This window comes from Dactylosporangium salmoneum (genome assembly GCF_039532525.1).
GTDB classification, from domain to species: Bacteria; Actinomycetota; Actinomycetes; order Mycobacteriales; family Micromonosporaceae; genus Dactylosporangium; species Dactylosporangium salmoneum.
The window spans coordinates 249,306-269,787 of sequence record NZ_BAAARV010000046.1 but is presented as its reverse complement, the minus strand read 5'-3'; the positions used below and the strand labels follow the sequence as shown (position 1 = coordinate 269,787).

The following is a 20,482-nucleotide window of genomic DNA, read 5'->3' as shown; positions in this document are numbered from 1 at the left end:
TGAACGTCTCCAGTGCCTTCAGTCGGGCTCCGGACCATCATCGGCAGGGAGCTGGGACGCGCGGACGCGCTCGTACCACGCGGGGTCGGCGGCCATTTCGCCCATGGTGAGCTGGACGGGGCTCGGACCCCAGCTTGACCAGGTGACGATTTCGGCCAAGTCCGGAATGTCAGTCAAGAGCTGGGGAAAGGCGGCGGCGGTGAGGGCCAGGGGGCGGTAGTCCATTTTCGTGAGATCAATGACAAGCTTGACCGACGGCTCGCGCGGTACACGCTCCAGCGCCGCGGAAGCCGCCACCTTGGTGATCTCGCGGACTTCCTCGTACGGCCACGACGGTGAGGCCAGTGCCAGAAAATCGATCATCAGCTGCCGTAGCGAAGCCGGGTAGCGAGTCTCGTGGTTGGCGACCTGTTCCGCGACGAACCGCACCGTGCTGGTGATGCGGCTACGCTTCGCTCGCGTGGTCATCACGGACAACAGGCTTCGGCGCACCGAACCCACGTGCGCGCTGTCGTCGGAGGCCTCGAGCACGAGAGCAAGCTCGATGGCACGTGCGGCGCGTTCATCTCCCAATAGGCGAGGCTCCGCCAGGTCATTGTGAAACCACCGCGTCGTCTGATCGACGTCCACGCGGCCGGTCGGGAGGTCCAAGGCCAGTGTGCCGAGCACGGCACTCCACGACTCGTCGTCGAGCCCGGCGTGCCAGAGCCGCACCATCGATTGCCAAGCGGCAACCGCGTCGTCCGCGCTGGCCGCGAGGTCGTCGCGCTTGACGCCGCCCAGGCAGGCCAGCAGAAGGGTGAGATTCGCCGTGTAGGCGGCCCGGTTGCGCACCGGGTCGAGGTCCTGCGGCAGGTAGTTGGCGTACTTACCTGCCGTCGAGCGTAGCTTCGCCTGTTCGAGCAGCCTGATCCCGGTGGAGACCGCCTTCGCACGCACGTCGTCGGGCAGGCCCCCGACGAGGTCGACCAGGAAGGCCACACTGCGGGGCTGCGCGGGAATTGCCCGATGCGCCAGCAGGGCGAACAGCAGGTCGTCATCGATGTGCTGCTGGCCGGCGTACCCGTGCCGGCGTGGAGCATGAACGGTCTCACACAGACTCAGAAACTCGTCCAGCACGGTGTCGGCAAGCAGAAACTCGCCGAGCGTGCTGTGCAGGAACTCAAAGCTCTTGCGTCGCTCGATGCGCGCCGGAACTGTTGCCGCGGCCGCATGGACGAAGAAGAACTGGCCGATCACGTCGTCGGCGCCGCCGGTGGGACCGAACGCGCTGAACGCTGCCAGGTCCGCCGTGAGGTCACCGTCGAGTACGTACGTGCGGCGCCGGTTGAACATGGCGACGGCAGCCAGGCCGAGCTGCCATCGGCGGCGCGCAACCTCTCCGTCGAGCTCGTCAGGACCGAAGCCCTGCCGTCCTTGGTCGATCTCGCGGCGCACGAAGTTCTCGATCAGCCGCTGGTACAGGGCGGCCGACGAGGTCTGCGCGCCAGCGAGGGGCGGCGCCTGCGGGTCGGCGACATACAGGGCGATGAGCAGGAGGAGCAGGGGCTGACGGGTGAGCTCCGGCAGTTGGCGCGCGCCGTCGAAGTCCAGCAGGCGCACGGTGCCGGCGGCGGCCATTCGCGCGTTCGCGTCATGCCATCCGGTGAGCCAGGTGCGGACCTGGTCGTCGGTGAACTCCGCCAGCTTGATCACAAGGCACCCTTTCGGTACCCAGGTTCGTCCCATTACCAGCGTGCGGGACGTGACCACCACGCTCACCGGCGAGCCGGCCGCCGCCTCCTTGGCCTGGAAGTCTTCGATCTCACGCAGGTACCGCCGGCCCACGCCGACGCTCTGGATCAACTCGTCCAGGCCATCGAAGATCACGACGCGGACGATGTCACGGCTCTCGTCCGCCAAGGTGTGCCATTGGACGCGCCCGGGAAGGATGTTGTCGAGGGCCTCTTCGATCTGGGTGTGCACGTGCTCGTCGGCCGTCACGTCACGCAGCGGAACCCGTATCACCAGGAAGCGGTCGGCGGGCAGGCGCGCGGCCAGTGCCTTGCTCAACGTCGATTTCCCGGAGCCCGGATCACCGAGGACCAGCAGCGGCGCGGAAGTGCTCATCGGCGAGCCGAAGTAGGCTGCGAAGAACGTCTCGAGGTCGTTATGCACCAAGCGGCTGCGCCACTGCTCGTCATCGGCGATGTCGATGTCCGGGCCGTTCTCGACAACCTGGTAGTGCGGCGTCACGAAACTGTCCTCGACCGAGGGCATCCGTAGGTCCGGCACATAGCGCAACACGTTGTCCGGCACCGGAGGCCTGCTCAGCACGGCCGCATTCGCCTGGCGGAGCAGCTCGGACTTGCCGCCCGCAGGAATCGTCCGGCCGGGAAGCTCGAGCAGGGCGGTCAGTGCCGCCAGCGCGTGCTCTTGGCGATCGAGCCGCCTGTACATCGAGTCGCGAAGCTCGCCCAGCGAATCGCCCAAGGCGTCCTGGCCGCCCAGCGTGGCCCAGACAAGGAACTCGCGAACGTCGGTGGCGAGCCGCAAGTAGTACTCGCGGTACCTGGCAAGGGCCTTCTCCACCACGGACGCCGCGACGCCGGGTTCGTCCAGGGAGGTCACGTCCTCACCCGCTGCCAGGCCCGAGAAGAATGCCAGACAGGCTTCGGCGGCGTGGTGCAGGTAGGGCCTGAGCTGATGCTCCATCGCGCGGGAGAAGCCGCCCGCGGCCGAAGGCATCGGGATCTCGGCAGTGCACAGGACGCGCACAAGGTCATCGTCGAGGTTGCCGGTCAGCAAGCGAACCTGTTCCGCCTTGCTGACGTCGAGCTCGTCCCACACGTCGCGCAACTCGTCGCGCCAGGCATCGAAGAACGCCGCCCCGACGATCGTCGTGTGTGCCGCCTCCAAGAGTTCGAAGCGCTTCCGTCCGCTCGTGTGTGATAGCCGCGCTACACCGGCGTCGACCAGCTTCTGAAACATGCCGATCGCCTCGTTTTTGTGGTCGACCGCACCCCACAGGAAGCTGGCGGCCTGGGCGCCGGTGTACGCCCACGGTCCCGCGGCAAGGATCAAGCCGCCGAGCGTGACATCAAGGACCTTGAGCACCCGGGAGTCGTCGGAACCGAGCAGGCGCAGAGCACCCCGATACGTCAACGCCGGCGCGGATGGCATGGCGGAAACCATAGCCTGAGGCGCCGTCCACGACCGGGCACGGCGGTCGTGGTTGTTGGCTAGGCAGGCTGCGTCGTGTGGTGCTCGTAGGCGTCGCGGGCGGCCATGAGGGTGGGCAGGTACTCCTGTGCCCAGCGCCGACAGGCTGCGATGAGGTCGAGCAGGGTGCGTCCCAGTGGGGTCAGTTCGTATTCCACTCGTGGTGGTACCTCGGCGTAGACGGTGCGGGTGATCATGCCGTCGCGTTCGAGAGCGCGCAGGGTCTGGGTGAGGACCTTGGGAGTAGCGCTGCGGATGGGGACGCGGAGTTCGGAGAACCGGCGTGGGCCCTGTTCGAGGCAGACGACGATCATCGCCGACCATTTGTCGCCGATCGGATCGGGATGATGCCGCTGGGACAGGCGGGGTGGAACATGTGTTGCGCGTCGACGAGGTGCCCGACCCGCGACCGGGTTCCGGCGAGATGCTGGTCCGGGTCACGGCCGCGGGGATCGGGTTCGCTGATGTCCAGATCAGGGCCGGCCTGATGCGCGCAGCACTGCCGAATCTTCCCTTGCCGTTCGTGCCGGGATTCGAGGTCGCGGGCACCGTGGTCGCGGTCGGAGCCGGGGTGGACGCCCGGACGGTCGGCAGGCAGGTGGTCGGCGCGACGTCCGGCGGTGGCTACGCCGAGTTGGCGATCCTGCCGGCGGCGTCGGCGGTGCCTCTGCCCGATGTGCTCGACGATCGGATGGCTGTGGCGCTGCTGGGCCAAGGCGCGACCGCGGTCGGGGTGGCCGAGGCAACAGGCCAGCTGGCGCCGCGTCCTTGTGGGCACGGTGCCGGCTGCTTTCCCTCGCCAGATGGATCCCTCGGGTTTCGTGCCCACCGAGCGGTAGTGGTCGCGCCTGGCGGTTGGTCTGCACGCGCAATCCGAGCGGCGAGATCCAGCGCCGCACGGTTCCTCGTTCTCGCAACCCCGCTTCGGGCGGCCGCCGCGGCGCAGGCGTGGCGGCGGGAAGCCATGATTCCGTGCGCCGCGCGCCCCTTTTCGTGCTAGCCTCGCACGAAAAGGGGTTGGTGATCATGGCTAACGTCGACGAGCCTGCGGCGTGTGAGGTGTGCGGTCGACCCCTGGAGTCCCACGCGGGGCCAGGTCGCCGTCGGCGGTACTGCGGAGCGACGTGCCGCAGCGCGGCGCGACGGCAGCGCGCGAACGGAGGTGTCGTAAAGGTCTCCTTGACACTCGGTCGGCGTAAAGACAAGCTTGACGACGTGGATGTCAATTCGCCGTTGCAGGCGCTCCGGCAAGCCCTCGAGGCCGTGCGTGAGGCCGAGGGCAGGCTGCGCGGCGCCGTTGATGCCGCGCGCGAAGCCGGGCACACCTGGTCGGAGATCGGCGATGTGCTCGGCACGACGCGGCAGGCCGCCTTCCAGCGCTTCGGCCGGCCGATCGACCCCCGCACCGGTGCCCCGATGAACGCCATGCTGCTGCCCGGCGCGGCCGAGGCCGCGGTCGCCCTCTTCGTCAACCTCGCCGAGGGCAACTGGGAAGAGGTGCGCCGCGGCTTCGATGCCAAGGTCGCCGAGGCGCTGCCCGACGCGGCCTCCGTCGCCGCCACCTGGGCCGCGCTCGCCGGCCGTTACGGGCGGTACGAGCAGCGCATGGGCGAGCCGCTGTCCTACCAGCTCGGCGACTACACCGTCGTCGACATACCGCTGCGGTTCGAGGTGGGGGAGCAGGTGGGCCGGGTCAGCTTCAGCCCCGACGGCAAGGTCGCCGGCCTGTTCGTGCTGCCTCCGGAGGCGAGCTGACCATGCGCAACCCCGCCGTCTGGCTTCCGATCGCCGCGCTGCTGCTGGCGTTCATCATCGTCTGCTACGCGCAGCTGATCCGCCGACCGGCCAGGTATCTGCCCAAGGTCGTCTGGGCGCTGATCATCCTGGCGCAGATCCCGCTCGGTGGTGTGCTGTACCTGATCATCGGGCGCGCCGAACCGGAGACGACTGCCGATCCGCCGCTCACCGCCACCCCGGCCGAGGCTGACGTGGACCGGCCGCGGCCGGTCACGACCCAACCCGCCGCCGTGCGTACCCAAGCCCTGACGAAGCTCTTTCCCGGCAACGTCGGCCTGCATGCCGTGGATCTGACCGTGCCGGCCCGCGGGGTGTACGGACTCGTCGGACCCAACGGTGCGGGCAAGACGACGCTGCTGTCCCTGCTCGCCGGGCTGCGCCGCCCCGAGTCCGGCCAGGTGTCCACCACGGCCCGGGTGATGCTGTGCCCCGACACACCGGCCTTCGAGCCCTGGCTGACGGCGGCGGAGACCGTCGACCTGTTCCGGCGGCTGAGCCCGAGCGGGACGACCGGCACCGATCAGGCCCTCGCACTCGCCGGCCTTACCTCGGCGCGCGACCGGCGGGTCGGCGGCTTCTCCCGGGGCATGGCGCAGCGGCTCGGCCTCGCCGTGGTGCTCGCCTCGGGCGCCGAGGTGCTGCTCCTGGACGAGCCGACCAGCGCCCTCGACCCGCAGGGCCGTTCCGAGATCCTGGACCTCATCACCGCCCTCGGACGCGACCACGCGGTGGTCTTCTCCAGCCACATCCTCGCCGACGTCCAGCGGGTCGCCGACACGGTCGGCGTCCTGCGCGAGGGCCGGCTCATCTACCAGGGCCCCGTCGACGAACTCCTCGACCGGCACACCCGGCCGAGCTGGCAGCTGCACCTGCGCGCCGGCGCCGACCGGCTCGCCGACCGCCTCGGCCGGCTCGACTGGGTGGCCGCGGTCCGGCGCCACGAACAGGGCCTGCGCGTGGACACCACGAGCGTGCACGCCGGCGAGACGCTACTGCCGGCCGAAATCAGCGCGAGCGGCGCGGAACTCATCGCGTTCAACCCGGTCGGCGCGGACCTGGAGACGGTCTTTCTGAACCTGGTGGAGGTACGGTCGTGAACCTGTGGCGGCTGGAACGGCTGAGGCTGTTGCGGACCGGACGGTGGATCGCCCTCGGCGCGGTCTTCCTGCTGCTCGGCTTCGGCGAGCCCTTGGCCACCCGGTACCTCGGAGAGCTGCTGAGCGGCGCCACGGGCAACGGCTACATCCACGTCACGGCGACCAAGCCGCAGCCGTCCGACGGGATGGGCGCCTACTTCGGCAACATCACCACGCTCGGCACGCTCGTCGTCGTCGTCATCGCCGGCCTCGCCTTCTCGGTGCGTGCCAACCCGCCGCTCGCCGCGCTCTACCTGACCCATGTGCCGGGCCGGATCAGGCTGCTGGTCCCCCGACTGGTGACGATCGCGGCCGCAGCAGCGTTGGCCAGCGCCGCCGGCGGGGCTGCGGCGGCGTACGAAACGACACTGCTCCTCGGCGCGCCGGCCGCGAGCGGGACCGCCATCGGCATCCTGATCTCCAGCCTGGGCGCGGTGTTCGCCGTCGCGGTCACCTTCCTGGCCGCCATGTTCCTGCGCGGACAGGTGGCCACGATCGCGGTCGCGCTCGGGGCGACCTTCGTCGCGGTACCGTTCGCCAACCTGATCCCGGGCCTCCGCGACATCGGGCCCGCGGCGTTCATCGCACTGCCCAAGAACCTGCAGCTCAACGCGTGGAGCGCCGACGCCACCTGGGCGACCGTGGTGACGCTGCTGCTCGCCGCCGTGTGCGTGGGCGGCGGACTATGGCGAGCCAGCCGCTGGGAGCTGTAGCCGCTGGCGCGGCGGCGCCCGGGTCAGTGCGTGGGCCGGCGGCCGATGCTGGTGTACGTCGGGTAGCAGTAGGCCAATGCCTGCGGGTCGAGCATCGCGGCGCGGACCAGCTCGAGCTGCTCCTGGGTGACACCGCGGGCGAGCAGCGGGTCGCGTAGCTGGTAGGAGTTGCTGACGTGCAGCAGGTTGGCGGCCGTACCGCCGGGCCACAGCCGGTTGCTCACCTCGGTCCGTAGATCGACCAGCCCGGCGGCGCGCAGGGAGAGCGGGGCGCGGCGGGCCCAGCCGAGGTCCGCGCCGTTGTCTTCCAGGATGCCCAGCAGCGCGTCCTGGAACGCGTCGAACGCGGCGGCGCACGCCTCGTCGGGGGCGTGCAGCAGCACGTCGCGCCGGGTGGTGTCCCAGTCCGACGTCACCAGCAGGCCGCCCGGCTTGAGCGCGGCAACCAACCGGCGGATGACGGCGTCCCGGTCGGTCAGGTGCAGCAGGAGCAGGCGGGCGTGGATGAGGTCGTAGTGGTCGGCGGGGAGCTCGGCGCTGCGGACGTCACCCTGCCGGACGGTGATGTTCCCGGCGGCGGGGATGTGCCGGGGGTCCAGGTCGAGACTGGTGACGTGGCCGTCGGGCCCGACCCGCTCCGCGATCCAACGCGTGATCGTCCCGGCGCCCGGGCCGATGTCCAGGCAGTGCCAGCCGGCGGTGATGCCGATGCGGCCGAGCACCGCCGTCGAGTGTTCGTCCAGGATGCCGGCCAGCAGCCGCAGTTGCTCGTCGCCCTCCGGGGCCGCGTTGCTGAACGAGTACTGCGAGGATTCGGGTCCGGTCGTCGTGATGGTCATGAAAGTCTCCTTCGTACCGCGGCTGGGGATTCGCGAGCTTAGCGACGTGGCTCGTGGGCACCGGCCGCCGAGCCCTCCGCGGTCGCGGCGCCGCCCGGCGCGACCGGCCGGCTGCTCGGCCCGCGTCCGTGCTCCGGCCGGAGTGCATCCATCGCCGTCACGACGCCTCCGACCTGCGGATCGGTCTGTATGACGGGGGCGGTCGATGGGGTGCGGCGAGGGCGGGCCCCGGGCGAAGTCAGCCGTACATCGATGTGACGAACGACGGTGGCGTCGGACACGCCGCAACCACACAACGGTGCTGTCCCATGCCTGGTTCGGCGGGAGCCGCGGTCGGGTGTGACCCCACGGGGTGTCGGTCGTCTCCCGCGGACGACCTGCAGTCCCGGGTGGGCAGCGGTTAGCGTTTACGACGCCAGACGGCAGCGAAACCGTTCGGAGGACGACCATGACCGACCCGGCACCATCGCCGCCCGCCGGTGTCCGCCCTGCCCGCGACACGCCCCTGGTCTACTCCTGCTCCGGCTGCTCCAGCGCCGCCCAGCTCGCCAACGCCCTCGCGATCCGCCTCGACCGCATGGGCCTGGCCGAGATGTCGTGCATCGCGGGACTGGGCGGCGACGTGGCTTCGCTGGTGCGGCTGGCCAAATCCGGCCGCCCCGTCATCGCCCTGGACGGCTGCCCGCTGGTCTGCGTCGCATCCACCCTGCGCCGCCATGACCTCGCCCCGGGACGTCATCTCGTTCTCAGCGACCACGGCATCCGCAAGCGCCGGCACGCCGACTACGACCCCGCCGACGTCGACCGGTTGCTGCCGTTGGCCGTCGAGGCGGTCGCCGCGGCCCGCGACACGCCCCCGGGCGGCTGAGCGCAGCCCCGTCACCGTCCACTTCGGACAATGACGGCGAGGGTCGCCGAGCAAAGGCCCGGCAAGTCGGGTCCAAAGGCCCATGTCCGGCCCGAATTGGGAGGTTAGCCTCACCAAACGAAGGCACGGATTGGCCGGAGGTTGCGGATGGTCGGGACGAGGTTCACCGGGCGTCAGGACCGCCCGGACGAGGGGGCCGGCACCCGTACGCTTGCCGAACTCGCACCCGGCGCCCGGGCAAGGGTCGTACGTGTCGTCGCGCCGGAGCCGGCCACCGCCGGGCGGCTGGCCGATCTCGGGTTCACCGCGGGCGCGGTGGTGCAGGTGTTGCGTCGCGCGCCACTGCGGGACCCGGTGCTCTACCGGGTGCAGGACTACGACATATGCCTGCGCCGGGAGCAGGCGGCCTGGGTGCGCGTGGTCGAAGAGGTGGACCGGTGAGCTCCGGGTGCCACGACGGTGGCGGGGGCACGCTCGCCCTCGCCGCGCCGCACATCGCGCTGGTGGGCGCCCCGAACGCGGGCAAGACCAGCGTCTTCAACGCGCTGACGGGCATGCGCGGCAGGACGGGCAACTACCCCGGCGTGACGGTGTCCCGGTTCGTGGGCACGTGCCGGGTGGGGCCCGACCGGTACGTCATCGAGGACCTGCCGGGCACGTACGGGCTGCGGCCGGTCAGTCCGGACGAGCAGATCGTGGCGGACGCGCTCGACGGCCACCTCGACGGGGTGCAGCGGCCCGATGCGCTGCTGATGGTGGTCGACGCCACCACCTTGCGCCGGTCCCTGGGCTTCGTGGCGCAGGTCCTGGCGCGTGGCCTGCCGGCCTGCCTGGTCGTGACCTTCACCGACGAACTCACCCGCCGCCAGGGCGCCCTCGACGTCGACGCCCTCGCCGAGGCGCTGGGGGTGCCGGTGCTGGCGGTGGTCGGCCATCGGCGGCACGGGATCGCCCCGCTGCGTGAGCTGCTGGCCGGCTGGCGGTCATGGCCGGCGCCCGTGCTGCCGCCGCCGGTGGACGGGCCGGAGCGGGACGCGTGGGTGGACTCCGTGCTCGGCTTCGCCGGCTACCGCGCCGCCGAGCGCCACCGGACGACCCAGCGCATCGACGCGGTCCTGCTGCACCCGCTGTGGGGCACGCTGGTGTTCTTCGCGGTGATGGTGCTGTTCTTCCAGACGCTGTTCACCCTGGCGGCGCCGCTGCAGGACGTGGTGGCGGCGGGCTTCGACCGGCTGGCGGCGGTGGTGGCCGGGCACGTCGGCAACCGCTGGCTGGCCTCCCTGCTGGGCGACGCGTTGCTCGGCGGGGTCGGTTCCGTGCTGGCCTTCGTACCGCAGATCATGCTCCTGTTCCTGTTGCTGGCCCTGCTCGAGGGCGTCGGCTACATGTCCCGCGCGGCGTTTCTCATGGATCGGGTGATGGCCCGCGCCGGCTTGGAGGGCCGTGCCTTCGTCGCCCTGCTGTCGTCCTTCGCCTGCGCGATTCCCGGGATCATGGCCACCCGGACCCTGCCCTCGGCCCGCGACCGGCTCGCCACCATGATGGCTGCCCCGCTGATCACGTGCTCGGCTCGGCTGCCGGTCTACGTCGTACTGATCGGCCTGCTGGTGGACCGGTCCGAGCGGATCGGGCCGTTCGGCGCACAGGGGCTGGTCATGTTCGGCATGTACCTGTTCGGCGCCGTCTCGGCGATGCTGGCCGCCTGGGCGTTCAAGAAGCTCGGCGACCATCGCGGCCGGCTCATGCCGTTCTACCTGGAGATGCCGCCATACCGGGTCCCCTCGGCGAGGTCGGTGGCGGTCACGGTGTGGGACTCGGCGAAGTCCTTCGTGTACAAGTGCTCGACGATCATCGTGGCCACCACGATCGGGCTGTGGCTGCTGCTGAACCTGCCGTTGCACTCGGCCACCCAGTTGCAGGCCGCCGGGGTCGACCCCGGCGACCGGACCGCGGTGGCGGCGTACACGATCGACCACAGCTATGCCGCCGGGCTGGGCCGCCTGATGGCCCCGGTGTTCGACCCGTTGGGTTTCGACTGGCGCATCAACGTCGGGGTGCTGTCGGCGCAGGCGGCACGGGAGACGTTCGTCGCGACGCTCGGGCAGGTTGCCGCCGCGGACGACCCGGAGGACTCGGGCGAGGCGCTGCGCGGCATGACCTACACCGACGGTGCCCGCGCCGGGCAGCGGGTGTTCACCGCGCCCACGCTCGCCGCGCTGCTGGTCTACTTCGCCGTCGCCATGCAGTGCATGGCGACCATCGGCGTGATCCGCCGGGAGACCGGCACCTGGACCTGGCCACTGGTCGCCTTCGGCTACCTCACCGGGTCGGCCTGGCTGCTGGCCTACCTCGCCAAGACACTCACCGTGCTGCTGACGGGATAGCACGACCATGGTTCCCATGCACCCCCAGGCCTGTCCGGGCGACCCGGATCGGCTGCGCTGGATCATTCCGGCCGGCACGCTGAGCGTCACCGGCGCCCTCGCCGCCGTTCCGCAAGCGCTGGCGGTGCTGCTCACCGACGGCACGCTCGCCGAGGTCGTGGCCGAACCGGCCGCGGTCGTGACGCGTCTGGGCCGCGGCCGCAGCTGGTCCGCCGAAGGCCCTCGGGTCCGCACCGCGCTGCACGGCGCCCTCGACGAACCGGCCGCCTGGATCGCGGCACACGGCCTTCAAGGGTATGACCCCGGCCCGGACGCGCTGCTGTACTCCATGGCGCAGCAACTGCTCGACGGGGCGGCCGGGCAGTTCGCCCGCTCGCACGGCGGCGCCATCGAGCTGCTCCACGTCCGCGACGGCGTCGTGACCGTCCGCCTCGGCGGCGCCTGCCACGGCTGCCTCGGCGCCGGCCGCACGCTGCACCAGCGCCTGGAACTGCAACTGCGCCGGCGGTGCCCCGGCGTGCGGGCGGTGGTGGCCGGCAACGGCGGCGGTGCGACAGAGCAGGACGTCCAGGGCCCGGCAAGGTCACAAGGCCCGTCGTGACGACTTCGGCGTGGCTGCCCGCGATGCGGCGCGCCCGTCTCGCCGTCCGTGCTGGGCGCGGACGGCGAGACAGGCGACGGTGTGCCGGGAGCAGCCGGCCGGCTCAGGCGGCGGCGGGCCGGCGGCCGGAGACCGACAGCACGGTCAGCAGCAGCGCGGCCAGGGCCACCACCGCGAGCAGCACGAGGCCGAGCGCGTACGAGTGGTAGCTGCCGTAGATCGAGCCCATGAGCAGCGGCGGGACGAAACCGCCGAGGCCGCCGGCGGCGCCGACCACACCGGTGACGGAGCCGACATGCCGAGGAACGCGACCGTGCCGAGCGGGGCCAGGCCGGGGGTGAAGGACTGCACGAGGGCACCGGCGATGACGACGCCGAGGCTGACGGCGAGCACCCGGCCGGCCGCGATCCGGTCGGACAACCAGCCGCCGACCGGGCGCATGAGCACGGCCAGGATCACGAAGCCGGCCATCCTCGGCGGGACCAACCGGCCGTCAGACGGCGGCGAGCGTGCTGCCGCCGCCGGGAATCCGCGCTACCGGCCGGAGGAGACCGTCCTGCGGGCCGCGTCGCGAACCGCGTCCGGGGCGGGGGGCGGCGTCGGGGCCGGGCCCCGCCGGGCGCGGTAGACGACGTACGGGCGCCACAGGTACGCCAGCGGGGCGGACCAGACGTGCACGAGCCGGGTGAACGGCCACAGCGCCAGCAACAGGAACCCGCCGACGGCGTGCAGCTGATAGACCAGCGGCGCGCCCGCCATCAGCTCGGTGTGCGGCCGGAACCAGAAGATGCCCCGGAACCACACGGCGATCGTCTCGCGGTAGTCGTAGCCGCCGCCGAGCATGTTGCGCCCGATCGTTGCGGCCATGCCGAGCACGACCATGGCCGCGAGGAACCCGTACAGGACCTTGTCCATGGTGGTGGTCTTGCGCCGGACGCGGCCGTTCACGAAACGCCGCGCGATGAGCAGGGCGAGCCCGGCGCACAGCATGACGCCGGTGACCGTCCCGGCCGAGATCGACACCACGTGGTACGTGTGCTCGGAAACGCCGAGCGAGGTGGTGACCGGCTCGGGTACCAGCAGGCCGAGCGCGTGCCCGCCGATGACGCCGAACGCGCCCAGGTGGAACAGCGGGGAGGCGAGCCGCAGCAGCCGGTTCTCCAGCAGCTGGCTGGTGTGGGTGGTCCAGCCGAACTGGTCGCGCCGCCAGCGCCAGACGTGCCCGGCGACGAAGACGGCCAGGCAGATGTACGGCAGCACGATCCAGACCAGGACGTTCATCGTGAGGCCTCCACGGAGCAGGCGGGGTACGGGGCGAGGTGCAGGTCGGGTCCGGCGCCGATGCTGTCGAGGCCGACGGCCTCCACCGGCGGCCCGTCGACGGCCAGTGCCGCGATGGCGGCGCGGTCGTCGTCGGTGAGGTCGGGCAGCACGGCGCAGACCGCGTCGAGCAGCAGGCGGTACGGCGTGCCGGTCTCGGTGAGCGCGGCGCGCAGCAGTTCGAGGCCCTGCCGATGCTGGCGCAGGGGTGCCTCGCCGTCGCCGGGGCCCGCGACGGCGGCGAACTCCAGCACGACCGGGAGCAGGTCGGGCAGTTCGCCGTCGGCGAGGCGAAGACCGTGGGCGCGGTACCGCTGCTTGAGCACGAGCAACGCCATGCCCCGCTTGCGGGTGTCGCCGTGCAGGTAGTAGGTGAGGTAGAGGCCGCTGCGGCGGCGCAGGTCGAAGGTCTGCACGTACTCGCGCTGGGCGTCGATGGCCGCCGTGGCGAGCAGCCAGTCGAGGAACTCGGCGATCGGGCCACGTGCCGCCGGGTGCTCGACGCGAGCTGCGGCCGTGCGCAGTTCGCCGCCGGCCCCGAGCAGTTCGGCGTCGGGGTAGGTGAGCATCAACGAGGCAAGCTCGAAGACCCGGGCCCGGTCGGCGGGAGACGCGGCGACCGCGGCGGCGATCACGACGCGCCCCGCAGCGGGTTGAGCGGGAGGCCACGCCGCCCGTCGGAGCGCCGGAACAGGCCGCCGCCCGCGCCTGAGCCCTGGGCCAGGTGGAACTTCTCGCTCGTCACGGGGCCTGTCTCGCCGTCCACGGGGCACTCGCCATGCGCGGCGGCCTGGGCCTCCAGGGCGGCGGCGTCCCGCGCGTGCGCGGCCGGCACGACGTACCGCTCGTCGTACTTGGCGATCGCCAGGAGCCGGTACATGCCCTCAACCTGCTCGGCGGTCATCCCGATGCTGTCGAGCAGCTCCTGCGCGACGGTGCCGTCGAGGGTGCGGGCCCGCATGTAGGAGCGCATGGCGGCGAGCTTCATCAGCACCCCGGCGGCCGCGTCGGCGTCGCCGGCGGTGAACAGCTCGGCCAGGTACTCCACCGGGATGCGCAGCTCGCGGATGGTGTGGAAGACGTCGTCGGCGTCGGTGTCGTCGCGTCCGGCGGCGCCGGCGGCGTCGAGCACCGGAGACAGCGGCGGCACGTACCAGACCATCGGCAGCGTCCGGTACTCCGGATGCAGCGGCAGCGCGATGCGGTACTCGGCGATCAGCTTCCAGATCGGGGAGCGCTGCGCCGCGTCGATCCACTCCTCGGGCAGGCCGGCGTCGCGGGCGGCCTGCCGGATCGCCGGGTCGTGCGGGTCGAGGAACACGGCGCGCTGGGCGTCGAGCAGGTCGTGCTCGTCCTCGACCGACGCGGCGGCGAGCACCGCGTCCTCGTCGTACAGCACGATGCCGAGGTACCGCAGCCGGCCGACGCAGGTCTCCGCGCAGATCGTCGGCAGCCCGGCCTCGATGCGCGGGAAGCACAGCGTGCACTTCTCGGCCTTGCCGGTGGCGTGGTTGACGTAGACCTTCTTGTACGGGCAGGCCGACACGCACATCCGCCAGCCCCGGCAGCGGTCCTGGTCGACCAGGACGATGCCGTCCTCTTCGCGCTTGTACATCGCACCGGACGGACAGGCGGAGACGCAGGCCGGGTTGAGGCAGTGCTCGCAGATGCGCGGCAGGTGGAACATGAAGGTCTTCTCGAACTCGAAGCGGACCTTCGCGGCGGCGTCACCGGCCATCTTCACCAGGTTCGGGTCACCGCCGGCGCGCTCGTGGGCCCCACCGAGCGAGTCCTCCCAGTTGGCACCCCAGGTGACGGACATCGGCTCGCCTGTCAGCGCCGAGTGCGGCCGCTTGACCGGGGTGTCGCTCAGCCCGCCCGGCGCGCTGACCAGGATGTCCTTGTCGAAGGTGGCCGGCTCGTAGTAGTCGTCGATGCTCGGCAGCTGCGGGTTGGCGAAGATGTGGCTGAGCCGCTTGGCCCGGCCGCCGGAGCGCAGCGTGAGCCGGCCCTTGCGGTCCAGCCGCCAGCCGCCCTTCCAGCGCTCCTGGTCCTCGTAGTGCTTCGGGTAGCCGATGCCCGGCTTGGTCTCGACGTTGTTGAACCAGACGTACTCGGTGCCTTCCCGGTTGGTCCAGGTCTGCTTGCACGTCACCGAGCAGGTGTGGCAGCCGATGCACTTGTCGAGGTTCATCACCATGGCGACCTGTGCGCGAATCCGCATCAGTACTCAACCTCCTGCGCGCGGCGGCGGATCACGGTGATCTCGTCGCGCTGGCTGCCGATCGGACCGTAGTAGTTGAAGGCGTACGTGAGCTGGGCGTGCCCGCCGGCCAGGTGCGACGGCTTGATCAGCAGGCGGGTCATCGAGTTGTGGTAGCCGCCCCGGCGGCCCGACCGCTCGGCCTTCGGCACGTTCACCGTGCGCTCGGGCGAGTGGTACTGGAACACCGTGCCCTCGGGCATCCGGTGGCTGACCACGGCGCGGGCGACGATGACGCCGTTGCGGTTGTGGGCCTCGATCCAGTCGTTGTCGCGCACGCCGATCTTGCCGGCGTCCTCGACGCTCATCCAGACCACCGGGCCGCCCCGGGACAGCGCCAGCATCAGCTCGTTGTCGTGGTACATGGAGTGGATCGACCACTTGGCGTGCGGGGTCAGGAACCGTACCGTCACGCCGCCGTCGACCGCCTCGCCCGGCCGGCCGAAGTGCCGCGTCATGTTCAGCGGCGGCCGGTACGCCGGCAGCTGCTCACCGAGCTCGGCGACCCAGTCGTGCTCGACGAAGAAGTGCTGCCGGCCGGTGAGGGTGTGCCAGGGCTTGTGCCGCTCCACGTTGATGGTGAACGGCGAGTACCGGCGCCCGCCCTTCTCCGAGCCGGACCACTCGGGGCTGGTGAAGACCGGCTGCGGCGCGTCCTGGGTCTGCGCGTACGTGATCCGGTCGCCCTCGTGGCCCTCGATCAGGTCCGTGAACGGCTGGCCGGTCCGCTTCTCCAGCGCGGTGAAGCCGGCCGCGGCGATGCGTCCGTTGGTGGTGCCGGACAGCGCGAGGATCGCCTCACACATCCGGTCGGCCGTCTCCAGCGAGGGGCGCCCGTCGACGACGCCGTTACGCTGGCGCAGGTACTCGATCTCCGGTGTGACGTCGACGGTGACCGCCTTGGTGGTCGTGCCGAGCGTGTCGAGCAGCGGGCCGACCGTACGCATCTTCCGGCCGATCAGCGTGTAGTCCCGTTCGACCTCCACCAGCTTGGGCATCGTCCGCCCCGGCACCGGTTCGCACTCGCCGAACCGCCAGTCGCGCGCGCGGCCGCCCGGCGTGGCCAGCTCGTCCGGGGTGTCGTGCTGCAGCGGGGCGGCGAGCACGTCGCGGCGTACCCCCAGATGGCCCGCCGCGAGCTCGCTGACCTTGTCGGCCAAGGCCAGGAACGTGTCGTAGTCGGTGTGCGCGTCGGCGGGCGGCTGCACCGCCGGGCTGAACGCGTGCACGAACGGGTGCATGTCGGTGGTGGAGATGTCGTGCTTCTCGTACCAGGTGGCGGCGGGCAGCACGAGGTCGGCGTGCAGGCCGGTGTTGGTCATCCTGAAGTCGATCGCGGTGAGCAGGTCCAGCTTGCCGACCGGGGCCTCGTCGCGCCACGCCACGTCGCGCGGCCGCTGCCCGGGCTCACACTCGGCGGCCGTCGCCGAGGAGTCGACGCCGAGCAGATGCCGCATGAAGTACTCGTTGCCCTTGCCGGAGGAGCCGAGCAGGTTGCACCGCCACAGGGTCAGGCAGCGCGGGAAGTTCGCCGGATCGTCCGGGTCCTCCGCGACTGTCCGCAGCGTGCCGTCCCGCAGCGACGCGACGATGTGCTCGGCCACCGGCCGGCCGGCGGCCGCGGCCTCGTCGCACAGGTCGAGCGGGTTGCGGTTGAAGAACGGGTGTCCCGGGCTCCAGCCCATGCGCTGCGCCGCGGCGACGGTGTCGGCGAACGACATGCCGGCGAAGCGGCCGGTGCCCAGCGGCGAGGACAGCTCGTCGGCCGGGACCCGCTCGTAGCGCCACTGGTCGGTGTGCAGGTACCAGAACGGGGTGGCGGCCTGGTGGCGCATCGGCCGCTGCCAGTCGAACGCGAAGGACATGTGCTGCTGGCCGGTGACCGGGCGCGCCTTCTCCTGTCCCACGTAGTGCGCCCAGCCGCCGCCGTTCACGCCCTGGCAGCCGGTCAGCGTCACCAGCGTGATGAAGGCGCGGTACGTCATGTCGGAGTGGAACCACTGGTTCGCGCCCGCGCCGAGGACGATCATCGACCGGCCGGCGCTGCGCTCGGCGTTGCGCGCGAACTCCCGGCCGATGCGGGCGGCGAGGGCGGCCGGCACGCCGGTGATGCGCTCCTGCCACGCGGGGGTGTTCGGTGCGTCCGGATCGTCGTAGCCGGCCGGCCAGTCGCCCGGCAGATCGCCCCGGCGTACCCCGTACTGGGCCATGAGCAGGTCGAAGACGGACGTCACCAGGTGCTCGCCGACGCGCATCACCGGCACGCCGCGGCGCATCACCGCGCCGCCCTCGGTGTCGCCGACGTCGAAGCGGGCCAGCTCGACCGTCGCGTCGTCACGGGTCCGGCCCAGCAGGCCGAGCGCCGGCACCACGCCGTCGAGGTCGAGGTTCCACCGGCCCTCGCCGTCGTCGGCGTACCGGAACCCGAGCGAGCCGTTGGGCACGACGAGCTCGCCCGTGCGCTCGTCGACCAGAACGGTCTTGTGCTCGCCGCCGCGCTGCCCGAGGTCGGCGGCGGTCAGGAAGCGGTCCGCCGCCCACACCCCGTCGCCGGTGCTGCGCAACGTGACCAGGAACGGCAGGTCGGTGTACCGGCGAACGTAGTCGGTGAAGTAGGGCACCTGCCGCTCGTGGAAGAACTCGTTCAGTACCACGTGGCCCATCGCCATCGCCAGGGCGCCGTCCGTGCCCGGGTGCGGCGCGAGCCAGTCGTCGGCGAACTTGACGTTGTCGGCGTAGTCGGGGCTGACCGCGACGACCTTGGTGCCCTTGTAGCGGGCCTCGGCCAGGAAGTGCGCGTCCGGTGTGCGGGTCACCGGGATGTTCGAGCCCCACATCATCAGGTACGTGGCGTTCCACCAGTCCCCGGCCTCGGGGACGTCGGTCTGGTCGCCCCAGATCTGCGGTGAGGCGATGGGCAGGTCCGCGTACCAGTCGTAGAAGCTCAGCAGCGTCCCGCCCAGCAGCGCGTGGTAGCGGGTGCCGGCGGCGAACGACGCCATCGACATGGCCGGGATCGGCGAGAACCCGACGACCCGGTCCGGGCCGTACGTCTTGGTGGTGTAGACGTGCGCGGCCGCCGTCATGGTGATGGCCTCGTCCCACGTGGCCCGCACGAAGCCGCCGCGCCCGCGCTGGGCCTTGTAGGCGCGGGCCTTGACCGGGTTCTCCACAATGTCGGCCCACGCCAGCACCGGGTCGCCCAGGCGCTGCACGGCCTCGCGGAACATCTCGGCGAGCACGCCGCGCACATAGGGGTGCCGCACCCGCGACGGCGAGTACTCGTACCACGAGAACGAGGCCCCGCGGGGACAGCCGCGCGGCTCGTAGTCCGGCGCGTCGGGCCCCGTGGTCGGGTAGTCCGTGGCCTGGTGCTCCCAGGTGATCAGATCGTCCTTGACGAAGACGTTCCACGAACAGGAGCCCGTGCAGTTGACGCCGTGGGTCGAGCGGACCACCCGGTCGTAGTGCCAGCGGTCGCGGTAGAACGACTCCCAGTGGTTCCCGTCGATCGCATGCAGCGTGCGGCCGTGGTCGCCGACCGTCTCCCGGGTCAGAAACCGGCGGGCGGCCAGCAACGGTGCCGCGCCGGGGATCCGGTCCGTCGCGGGGATCCGGGTGGCGTCCGGCAAGCGGTCTGCTGACATGGCCATCTCCTGCGTCACGTGAGCGACGACCGGCCGGCCGCCGGTGCCGGGCGGCGGCGCGGCACCCCACCAGCCTCACCGGTCGCATCTGCCGAACCCAGGTGCCGTGGTCACCGATCCTCAGGACCAAGGTCCCGAGTCGGCACGGGTAGTACGGCCGCGCAGAGCCCGCCACATGCGGGACCTTCGGCTCTGGCCGGTGTCTGTGCGCGTCGCCGAAGGTGGGGGTTGCCCGGCTCAGGCTCGACGGGTTCCACGCGGAATCCGGGCCGAACCGTGAAGGAGGAACCATGACCACACCCGGACCGGAAGGCTGGCTCAGCGGGGCCGCGGGGGCACTCGACGTGCCGGCGCCGTCGCCGGAGCAGAACCGCGCGTTGCTGGACCTGGTCCGCGCGGTCGCACACGGGGTCGCCCGGCCGGCCGGGCCGCTCGCGGCGTACCTGGCCGGGGTGGCCGTCGGGCGCGGCACCGACCTGGACGCGGCGTGTGCCGCGCTCGCCGTGTGCGTGCCAGGGGAGGCGCCGTGACCCTCGCGATCGAGCGGCACCGGACGCCGGTGACGACCGACTGGGCATCGGCACGGCTGCTCGCGCACATGCTGCCGACGCCGGGTCCGGCGGAGCTGGTGCCCCTGGCCGAGGCGGCCGGGCGGACGCTCGCCGCCCCGCTGCGGGCCGCCACGGCGCTGCCCGGCTTCGACAACGCCGCGATGGACGGCTACGCGGTTCGCGGGACGGGTCCGTGGCGGGTCGGCGACCGGATCCTCGCGGGTTGCGCGGACGTGCCCGCGGCGCTGGCCGACGGTACCGCCGCCGAGATCGCCACCGGCGCGCCCGTGCCCGCCGGCACCGATCGGGTGGTGCCGTACGAGGCCGCCGAACGGATCGGTGACCTCGTGATGGCCGCCGACAACACCCGCCGCCACATCCGGCGCCGCGGCGAGTATGTCCGGCCGGAGCAGCCGCTGCTGTCCGCCGGCGCGACCGTCACGGTGCCCGTGCTGGGACTGGCGGCCGCCATCGGGCTCGACGCGGTCGCGGTCTACCCGCGGCCCCGGGTCCGGTTGCTCGTCAGCGGCAACGAACTGGTGACGGCGGGCCCGCCGCCGTGGGGCCGGATGCGGGACGCGATCGGCCCGATGCTCGTGCCGCTGCTCGCGTCGTGGGGCGCGGAGTTGGTGGGGACCACCATGATCGGCGACGACGCCGACGGATTCGCCGCCGCGGTCGCCGACAGCGCTGCCGATGCGGACCTGACGGTCGTGTGCGGCGCCTCGTCCGTCGGACCCGCCGACGGGCTGCATCAGGCGCTCGACCGGCTCCGTGCCGTGGTGTACGTCGACGGTGTCGACTGCCGGCCGGGGCACCCGCAGGTCCTCGCCCGCGCCGGGTCCGGATGGATCGCCGGGCTGCCGGGCAATCCGTATGCCGCCCTCGTGGCCGCCTTCACCATCGTCGAGCCGATGCTGGCCGGCCTGACCGGGCGGCCGCTGCCGCAGCCGCGGCGGGCGAGGCTGGCCGGCACCCTGACGCCGGACGACCGGCGCACCCGCATTCTGCCCGTGCGTACCGCGGCGGAAGGCGTGCGGCTGGTCGACGGCGGGCAGCCGGGCTTCCTCGGCGGCGCCGCCGCCGCGGACGCGTTCGCCGTGGTGCCGCCCGGCCCGCTCGCCGACTCGGTGGAGCTGCTGCACCTGCCGCAATAGCGGCG

The 20,482-nt window shown here is 71.8% G+C and carries 18 protein-coding genes; 10 read left to right on the top strand and 8 right to left on the bottom strand.

The genetic code is table 11. From position 1 onward, the window contains the following. Positions 1-18 precede the first annotated feature (18 nt). Both ABD352_RS27255 and ABD352_RS27250 read right to left on the bottom strand, forming a co-directional pair. Positions 19-3,162 carry an NACHT domain-containing protein gene (locus ABD352_RS27255; RefSeq protein ID WP_344615334.1) on the bottom strand — a complete coding sequence of 1,048 codons (3,144 nt, stop codon included), beginning with the start codon at positions 3,160-3,162 and terminating at the stop codon, positions 19-21. Between the two features lie 59 nt (positions 3,163-3,221). Then, the gene (locus tag ABD352_RS27250; RefSeq protein WP_344615333.1) at positions 3,222-3,515 is read right to left on the bottom strand and encodes a winged helix-turn-helix transcriptional regulator; all 294 of its coding nucleotides are present in this window, start codon (positions 3,513-3,515) and stop codon (positions 3,222-3,224) included. Between the two features lie 62 nt (positions 3,516-3,577). On the opposite strand from ABD352_RS27250, the gene ABD352_RS27245 reads away from it, so the two are divergent. From ABD352_RS27245 to ABD352_RS27230, 4 genes are all read left to right on the top strand, one after another. Beyond that, positions 3,578-4,201, top strand: coding sequence for an alcohol dehydrogenase catalytic domain-containing protein (locus ABD352_RS27245; RefSeq protein WP_344615332.1), 624 nt, complete (start codon positions 3,578-3,580; stop codon positions 4,199-4,201). Positions 4,202-4,416: 215 nt separating this feature from the next. After that, on the top strand, positions 4,417-4,956 hold the full coding sequence (locus ABD352_RS27240) for a DUF3887 domain-containing protein (protein ID WP_344615331.1): 540 nt from the start codon (positions 4,417-4,419) through the stop codon (positions 4,954-4,956). Between the two features lie 2 nt (positions 4,957-4,958). Beyond that, complete coding sequence (locus ABD352_RS27235) at positions 4,959-6,095, top strand: ATP-binding cassette domain-containing protein (RefSeq protein ID WP_344615330.1); 1,137 nt, start codon at positions 4,959-4,961, stop codon at positions 6,093-6,095. After that, on the top strand, positions 6,092-6,847 hold the full coding sequence (locus tag ABD352_RS27230) for a hypothetical protein (RefSeq protein WP_344615329.1): 756 nt from the start codon (positions 6,092-6,094) through the stop codon (positions 6,845-6,847). The genes ABD352_RS27235 and ABD352_RS27230 overlap by 4 nt, the downstream gene beginning before the upstream one ends. Before the next feature lie 23 nt (positions 6,848-6,870). Here ABD352_RS27230 and ABD352_RS27225 read toward each other — a convergent pair whose 3' ends face one another. After that, the gene (locus ABD352_RS27225) at positions 6,871-7,686 is read right to left on the bottom strand and encodes a class I SAM-dependent methyltransferase (protein WP_344615328.1); all 816 of its coding nucleotides are present in this window, start codon (positions 7,684-7,686) and stop codon (positions 6,871-6,873) included. A gap of 448 nt (positions 7,687-8,134) precedes the next feature. Between ABD352_RS27225 and ABD352_RS27220 the strand changes: the two genes are divergently transcribed. The 4 genes from ABD352_RS27220 (at position 8,135) to ABD352_RS27205 (ending at position 11,539) form a co-directional block, all read left to right on the top strand. Continuing rightward, entirely contained in the window at positions 8,135-8,554 is a 420-nt protein-coding gene (locus tag ABD352_RS27220; RefSeq protein ID WP_344615327.1) for a putative zinc-binding protein, read from the top strand. Positions 8,555-8,701: 147 nt separating this feature from the next. Further along, positions 8,702-8,995 (top strand): FeoA family protein, encoded by a 294-nt coding sequence (locus ABD352_RS27215; protein WP_344615326.1) that lies wholly within the window; start codon positions 8,702-8,704, stop codon positions 8,993-8,995. Continuing rightward, positions 8,992-10,938, top strand: a complete 1,947-nt coding sequence (gene feoB, locus ABD352_RS27210) for a ferrous iron transporter B (RefSeq protein WP_344615325.1) — start codon at positions 8,992-8,994, stop codon at positions 10,936-10,938. The genes ABD352_RS27215 and feoB overlap by 4 nt, the downstream gene beginning before the upstream one ends. A gap of 7 nt (positions 10,939-10,945) precedes the next feature. Continuing rightward, positions 10,946-11,539 (top strand): NifU family protein, encoded by a 594-nt coding sequence (locus ABD352_RS27205; RefSeq protein ID WP_344615324.1) that lies wholly within the window; start codon positions 10,946-10,948, stop codon positions 11,537-11,539. Between the two features lie 103 nt (positions 11,540-11,642). Here ABD352_RS27205 and ABD352_RS27200 read toward each other — a convergent pair whose 3' ends face one another. The 5 genes from ABD352_RS27200 to ABD352_RS27180 form a co-directional block, all read right to left on the bottom strand. Next, the gene (locus ABD352_RS27200) at positions 11,643-11,816 is read right to left on the bottom strand and encodes a hypothetical protein (RefSeq protein ID WP_344615323.1); all 174 of its coding nucleotides are present in this window, start codon (positions 11,814-11,816) and stop codon (positions 11,643-11,645) included. A gap of 257 nt (positions 11,817-12,073) precedes the next feature. Next, positions 12,074-12,820 carry a respiratory nitrate reductase subunit gamma gene (narI, locus tag ABD352_RS27195; RefSeq protein ID WP_344615322.1) on the bottom strand — a complete coding sequence of 249 codons (747 nt, stop codon included), beginning with the start codon at positions 12,818-12,820 and terminating at the stop codon, positions 12,074-12,076. Continuing rightward, a complete protein-coding gene (gene narJ, locus ABD352_RS27190) occupies positions 12,817-13,428 on the bottom strand; it encodes a nitrate reductase molybdenum cofactor assembly chaperone (protein ID WP_344615420.1) in 612 nt (203 codons plus the stop codon). Before narJ ends, narI begins: the two co-directional genes overlap by 4 nt. A gap of 62 nt (positions 13,429-13,490) precedes the next feature. Continuing rightward, positions 13,491-15,083: a nitrate reductase subunit beta gene (narH, locus tag ABD352_RS27185; protein ID WP_344615321.1), complete on the bottom strand. Its 1,593-nt coding sequence runs from the start codon at positions 15,081-15,083 to the stop codon at positions 13,491-13,493. Beyond that, positions 15,083-18,769, bottom strand: a complete 3,687-nt coding sequence (locus ABD352_RS27180) for a nitrate reductase subunit alpha (RefSeq protein WP_344615320.1) — start codon at positions 18,767-18,769, stop codon at positions 15,083-15,085. Before ABD352_RS27180 ends, narH begins: the two co-directional genes overlap by 1 nt. A gap of 290 nt (positions 18,770-19,059) precedes the next feature. Between ABD352_RS27180 and ABD352_RS27175 the strand changes: the two genes are divergently transcribed. After that, positions 19,060-19,299 (top strand): DUF6457 domain-containing protein, encoded by a 240-nt coding sequence (locus ABD352_RS27175; protein ID WP_344615319.1) that lies wholly within the window; start codon positions 19,060-19,062, stop codon positions 19,297-19,299. Next, positions 19,296-20,477: a molybdopterin molybdotransferase MoeA gene (locus ABD352_RS27170; protein ID WP_344615318.1), complete on the top strand. Its 1,182-nt coding sequence runs from the start codon at positions 19,296-19,298 to the stop codon at positions 20,475-20,477. Before ABD352_RS27175 ends, ABD352_RS27170 begins: the two co-directional genes overlap by 4 nt. Positions 20,478-20,482 lie beyond the last annotated feature (5 nt).